2 protein-coding genes are annotated in these 725 nt (G+C 67.2%); both read left to right on the top strand.

Annotated elements, in window-relative coordinates; translation table 11 throughout:
- Positions 1 to 74 precede the first annotated feature (74 nt).
- On the top strand, positions 75 to 392 hold the full coding sequence (locus tag MA875_RS17350) for a transposase (RefSeq protein ID WP_248243447.1): 318 nt from the start codon (positions 75 to 77) through the stop codon (positions 390 to 392).
- Positions 389 to 725, top strand: a 337-nt coding sequence (locus MA875_RS17345; RefSeq protein WP_248243446.1) for an IS3 family transposase, incomplete at its 3' end; no start/stop codon positions are given. The genes MA875_RS17350 and MA875_RS17345, both read left to right, overlap by 4 nt.

Genomic DNA, 725 nt, shown 5'->3' with positions numbered 1-725 from the left:
TTGTCGCGCGTCAGACTATGTGGCAGGGGTAGTTAGTTGCTGAGGCAGCGCCCCTATTGGAAGGTCTGAGAATTATGAGTCGTCCACCGACGATCCCGGCGGAAAAGAAGATCCGCATCGTGTTGTCCGTGCTGCAGGGCGAGATCTCGATCGCGGAGGCCGCGCGTCGTGAGAAGGTGTCCGAGCAGGCGATCGGGAACTGGAAGCGGCAGTTCCTCGAGGGCGGGAAGGCGGGGATCGAGGCAGGCAAGTCGAAGCCCTCGACCCGGGAGCAGCAGCTCGAGGACGAGGTCGCGGAACTCACCCAGGCGCTCGGTGAGGCGGCGGTCGAGATCCGGGTGTGGAAGAAGAGCGCGGAGGGCCGGTTGGGCCCTTCGAGGACCTCGAGGTGATCCGCACCGAGGCGGGCATGTCGACCGCGAGGTTCTGCGAACTCATCGACATGCCCGAACGGACCTTCCGGCGCTGGCAGGCCAAGGCGAAGCAGGATCGGCCGTCGAAAGGCCCGTGGCCGCAGCCGGCCCGCGTCGCTGTCCGTGATGTCGTCGTGCATCACGCGAAGGCGCATCCGGCGTGGGGGCATCGGAAGGTCTGGGCGATGACTCGTCACGACGGGCACCCGGTGTCGCAGGCGACCGTGCTGCGGCTGTTGCGCGACGAGGGTCTGATCCTCGGGGCGAACTATCAGCGGGAGCGCCGCCGTCTCGCTGAGCGCCGCAAGGCCG

It is taken from the genome of Microbacterium kunmingense (assembly GCF_023155745.1).
In the GTDB taxonomy this organism is placed as follows: domain Bacteria; phylum Actinomycetota; class Actinomycetes; order Actinomycetales; family Microbacteriaceae; genus Microbacterium; species Microbacterium kunmingense.
This window is presented reverse-complemented; position numbering and strand designations above follow the sequence as displayed.

What these genes read in the sequence shown, in the direction of transcription:
- MA875_RS17350 (WP_248243447.1), top strand. Translation starts at nt 75, where the DNA reads ATGAGTCGTCCACCGACGATCCCGGCGGAAAAGAAGATCCGCATCGTG.